Below are 5533 nucleotides of genomic sequence, written 5' to 3' on the forward strand. Positions count from 1 at the left end.
CAGAGTTTTTATTAATCTTTAATATTAGTTCTCTATTAAACATAGAGAACTAGCTGCCATCTCCTCTACGCAAACACTTCAGCTATCCGTTCTCTTATCAACTTTTCTTGGTGCAAGATCTGAGTTTTATATTAGTAAAATTAGCCATAGATTTTAATCTGTGGCGGTCATTGAAACTGGTATAAGATATCAGTTCGATTGAAATCACTTTCAGATGAGGGTTTGATAACAAGTAAATTACCTTAACTTGTTACCAATTGCTAATGGCTGACAGCTATTAGGTCGCAATTAGCTATTTTTGGTTGATAAGTTGGGTAGACGCAGTTAACTTTGAAACGAAATCTGATTGATTGTTTTGCATAATAAAAGCTCTCTTGCCATAAAGCTTAGATATAAGCTGATTGCAAAACGTTAAAAAAATCTCGATCGCTTGACGAAATGTAGTCACAGAATAGTATATTTTGGAAGGGCTAAAGTCAAATAAGGAAGGAGGAAAGAGGACTAGTTTTCAAGAAGTAAGGAAGCTCTACGAAACTTATTCCGTCAGTCACGGAGGAGGCTTAAAACCTAAAGGGAACGAGGAAGCTTTTTCAAGGATGAAGTATCAGAAATTAGGGATGAGCAAAGAATTTTTCTGATTCCTGATCCTTTAATCCTTATGCTTAACGAAGTCCCTCATAATTCATCCTTTTGAGGACGAAGGACGATCGGGAGTTTTTGATTATTTTCGATAACTAAAGAGCTAAGTCATAAGATTCACACACATACATGAAATATTTTTGTAGATCACTCTATCAATTTACTTTTTTAATGATTGCCACCACAATGGCAGTGGTTTTGGAAAGTAGAGGAATAGTTCAAGCTCAAGAAGCATCACCAGGTTCACCTTCATTACCATCTCCAGAAGATGTCGATGTTCAAGAAGTTCCCATACCTCCCACTACAGAGCCTAGTTTTCCTGATTCTCAGCCGTTACCATCTTTAGATGATTTATTAGAAAGTACTCCTGAGACTGCACCCCCTCAAACTCCAGAAGGAGACTCTGATGTTACCTTCATTATTGAGCGGTTTCAAATAGAAGGCAATACTGCTTTTAGTGATGCAGAAATTCAGGAAAAAGTTTTAGCTCGCTATAGGGGAAAACCCATTAGTTTTAGCGATTTATTAGAAATTGAAACGGAAATCACCCAGCTTTATCAAGAAAATGGTTATGTCAATTCAGGTGCATTAATTCCGCCCCAACAAACCGAACAGGATCTATTGGTAGTTCAGGTAATAGAAGGTAGTATTGATAGTTCTCAAATTACAGTTAATGGCAGACTCAGCGAAGAATATATTCGATCGCGTCTGCAAAGAGGCACCAAAGCACCTTTTAATATTAATGAGTTACAAGAAGCTTTACAATTATTACAACTCAATCCTTTGGTAGAAAGAATCAATGCTGAACTATCTGTAGGTGCTTCCCGCAATCGCTGGCAATTAGATATTGACGTAGAACAAGCCGATGCGTTCGATCCTAGTATTTTTGCCAATAATAGTCGGACTCCCAGTGTCGGTAGTTTCCAAAGAGGGATTATTTTAAGACATAATAACTTTGCCCGTGGTGGAGAAGAAATTAGTTTTGCCTATCGCAATACCGATGGTAGTAATGATTATGATTTTGACTTTACCGTACCCTACAATTCTTTAAATGGGACTGTTAGTTTTGGTTATCGCTTTATCGATAGTGATATTATCGAACCTCCGTTTGATAGCTTAAGAATTAATTCCCAAACTGATGAATACAAACTTAATATTAGACAGCCTATAATTTTAGAAGCGTCAGCCAACTCCACTCAAGAATTAGCAGTGGGGTTAGAATTTTCTCGCCAAGCAAATAGCACGACTATTTACAATCCAAATACTCAAAACAGTGAACCTTTCCCGCTATCCCGTGGTGCAGATGAGAATGGCGAAACCAATGTGATTGCTTTACGCTTCTTCCAAGATTGGACGAGAAGAACACGGTTTGATGTCCTAGCAGGGCGATCGCAATTTAGTTTGGGTTTGGATGCTTTTGATGCCACAATTACTGAAGGACAACCTGATGGAAATTTCTTTGCTTGGCGCGGACAGTTGCAATGGGTTCGCCTTTTAGATACAGAATCTAACACTACTATCTTATTACGTTCTGATGTGCAGTTAACCCCCAATGATTTAATTGCTTTAGAACAATTTAGCGTCGGTGGTGCTGATAGCGTTAGGGGTTATCGCCAAGATTCTCTTTTGGGAGATAACGGTATTATCTTTTCAGGAGAGTTTCGCTTTCCTTTCGTGCGTTGGAATGACAATCAAAACACGATTGCGATTATTCCTTTTACTGACCTTGGTACAGTATGGAGCGATCGAGAAGATGCCGATCAAGAGGAAGATACAGTATTTTCTGTCGGTTTAGGTTTACAGTTAAATATTAATGAACGTTTCAATGCTCGCCTAGATTGGGGTATTCCTTTGGTTGAAGTGGACGATAGCGATCGCACTTTACAGGAAGATGGTCTTTATTTCTCTCTAGAATATTCGCCGTTTTAAAAATGGTTAGTGGGTAGGGGCTTTTGCTGTGCCTTGTCCCGACAGTGGTTAGTTGTTAGTTATTAGTGGTGAGTTGTGATGAATTATTTAAAACAGTTAGTCTTCTATCCTGGAAGACGAATTAATCAAAAACTACAAGTTATTTTGTTAGCAGTTTGTGGCTTACTCTTGGCTTTATGTATCCCTGCTTTATCGGTAGAACAGCCTCCAGAAGCCCAACAGTTGACACAGCAGGGTAAAACTTTTTATGAAGCAGGACAATTGGATAAAGCAATTGAAACTTGGCAAGCAGCAGCTAAAGCTTACGAGGAACAAGGAGATCGAGCAAGCAGCACTGCTAATTTACTCAATACTGCCACTGCCCAACAAGGATTAGGACTCTATGATGATTCTTGTGGCAGTGTCTTGCAAGCCTTTGAGATTGATAATACTAACTGCTTGGAGCTTTTAAATTCTATTAGACCTCTAGAACAACAATTACAAGGAGTCAATGATGCTGTAGAAGATCGAGAAACAACATTCTTAGCCAGTTTACAGCCCATTATTGGTCAAGAGCCATCTACTAATCAAGCTACAGGATTATTACGCTTAGGGGATTATTTGCGTCATAATGATTATCCTCAAGTAGCTGGTGAAATAGTTCGCCTTAGTTTAGAGACAGCGCGACAAACCAATAATGTCAGTCAAGAAACCGCAGCTTTACTTAGTCTGGGTAATACATATCGTCAAATCGCCCAGCAACAACAAAATCGATTTCCCCCACAAACTATTGCCTTAGATATTATTTCTAACCGTAATGCCGATGTAGATGCTGCTTTAGAATCTTATCAAGATGCTATTCGCTTTTATCAGCAAGCAGCCAACCAAAGCAACTCAGCCCTAAGTACAGTTAAAGCAGAGTTAAATAATCTTAGTTTATTACTAGATACTGGGGAATTTTGGCAATCAGCAATTAGCTCTTTGAGTAATAATCTCGATGAAGTAGGCATTTCTGACACTAGTTTTCGCGAGCAAATTAGAACAGGCGCAATTAAGTTACAAATAGAGATTAATCAAAGATTACAACCTCAAATTATTACCCTGACTCAACAAGCCCAATCCCAAGTGGAGCAACTACCCCTAAATCGCGGAGGAATTTTTGCCAAAATTAATTTAGCTCAAAGCTTAATTCGCCAAAACAGATTAGATAATGATACTGCTCAACTTTTAGCAACAGCGATTTCTGATGCGAAGAAAATCAATAATATTACCGCAGAAGCAGAAGCCAATGGTTACTTGGGTAGTCTTTACGAGAAAAATCAACAATACAATGAAGCCCAACAACTTACAGAACAAGCTTTAGAGTTAGCTCCGACAATTCAGTATCCTGAAATTGCCTATCGTTGGCACGCTCAACTAGGTAGTATTTTAACTCAACAGGGCGATCGCAGTTCGGCATTATCAGCTTATCAAGCATCTTTTAACACTATTAAAGCTCTGCGTAACGATTTGGCGACTACTCCTGTAGAACCGATTTTCCGTCGCTATATTACCCTGCTACTCCAAGAGGATTCTACTCCCGAACAACTGGCTCAAGCCAGAAATGTTTTAGAATCACTGCAAATCTCTGAGCTAGATAACTTCTTCCGCGATCCTTGTTCTGATGTTGCGGATGAACCAGTAATTATTGATGATGTAGACCAAAAAGCAGCCGTAATTTACCCAATTATCCTCTCTAATAGCTTAGAAGCTATTCTGACTGTTCCAGGACAACCCATACAACGCTATTCTACTACCATTACCCCCCAAGAAGTAGACAATAAAATTAGTCAATTACGGCGACTTACTTTAACCAATCCTGGTTTTGCAGAAGCCTTTCGTGGTGCAAGAGGCAACTCTCAAGAAGAACAAATTATTAAAAAATCTGAACAAGATGCTCTTCAAGAGGATCTCTTACCCCTAGCACAGGAAATCTATAATTGGTTGATTCAGCCAGCAGAAGCCACCCTCGAAGCAAACAATGTGGAAACTTTAGTATTTGTTTTGGATGGCCCATTACGTAGTATCCCGATGGCTTTACTTCATGATGGAGAACAATACCTGATTGAAAAAGACTACAACGTTGCTTTGACTTCTGGACTACAATTAACCAATCCTCAACCTTTACAACAACAAGATATTAGGGTGCTAGCAGCAGGAACAACTAGCGACTTTCCTGAATACGATTTTCCTCCTATTCCTCAAGTAGAAACCGAATTAAACGAAATTAAAGCTGTTTTTGCTGATTCCGACATTTTACTCGATGAAGCCTTTACTAAAGAAAGCTTACAGCAAAAACTAGCAGCAACAGACTATCCTGTAGTTCACCTAGCAACCCACGGACAGTTTGGCTCTACTTCGGAGCAAACTTTTATTTTGAGTGGTAGCCCAACCGAAGGCGAACGCTTAATTAATGTTAAACAATTAGATCAACTTTTAAGAACCCGCAATTTTCGACGTTCTCCCATCGAACTATTAGTCCTCAGTGCTTGTAATACTGCGGAAGGAGACAATCAAGCTATTCTGGGATTAGCAGGAGTTGCTGTCAGAGCGGGCGCACAAAGTACCATTGCTACTCTCTGGGGTGCCAATGATGATGCTACCGCCGAATTGATGGGTTATTTCTATCGCAACTTGTCAGAAAATGTTGATATCAGTAAAGCAAAAGCTCTCCGTCAAGCACAGCTAGATTTGCTTCAAATCGAAAACTCTCCCTACTCTCATCCTTACTACTGGGCTCCTTTTGTGTTAGTGGGTAATTGGTTGTAGTAAATCAATATAGTAGTAAATAAATAGAACTTACGCATTGACAAAAAATCACTGTCATGGATGCTAAACGGCAAAAGTATCTGTAAGATTACTTAAAATGTATTCGCGAATTACTAAAGTGAATAGATTCCTTTGCAATTGATACCAATTAGAAATTGAGCTATTTGAACGCATTTTT

Annotated in this window: 2 protein-coding genes and 1 pseudogene; 2 read left to right on the forward strand and 1 reads right to left on the reverse strand. The window is 39.0% G+C overall.

All coding sequences use genetic code 11. The features are described from left to right. Positions 1-810: 810 nt before the first annotated feature. Both H1P_RS30410 and H1P_RS30415 read left to right on the forward strand, forming a co-directional pair. Positions 811-2568, forward strand: a complete 1758-nt coding sequence (locus tag H1P_RS30410) for a ShlB/FhaC/HecB family hemolysin secretion/activation protein (RefSeq protein ID WP_144874789.1) — start codon at positions 811-813, stop codon at positions 2566-2568. 78 nt (positions 2569-2646) lie between these two features. Beyond that, entirely contained in the window at positions 2647-5355 is a 2709-nt protein-coding gene (locus H1P_RS30415) for a CHAT domain-containing protein (RefSeq protein ID WP_144874791.1), read from the forward strand. A 63-nt stretch (positions 5356-5418) separates the two neighbouring features. On the opposite strand, the pseudogene H1P_RS40045 reads toward H1P_RS30415, so the two are convergent. After that, a pseudogene (locus tag H1P_RS40045) lies at positions 5419-5533 on the reverse strand (IS701 family transposase); the annotation flags it as partial.

The organism is Hyella patelloides LEGE 07179 (assembly GCF_900659865.1).
Classification (GTDB): Bacteria; Cyanobacteriota; Cyanobacteriia; order Cyanobacteriales; family Xenococcaceae; genus Hyella; species Hyella patelloides.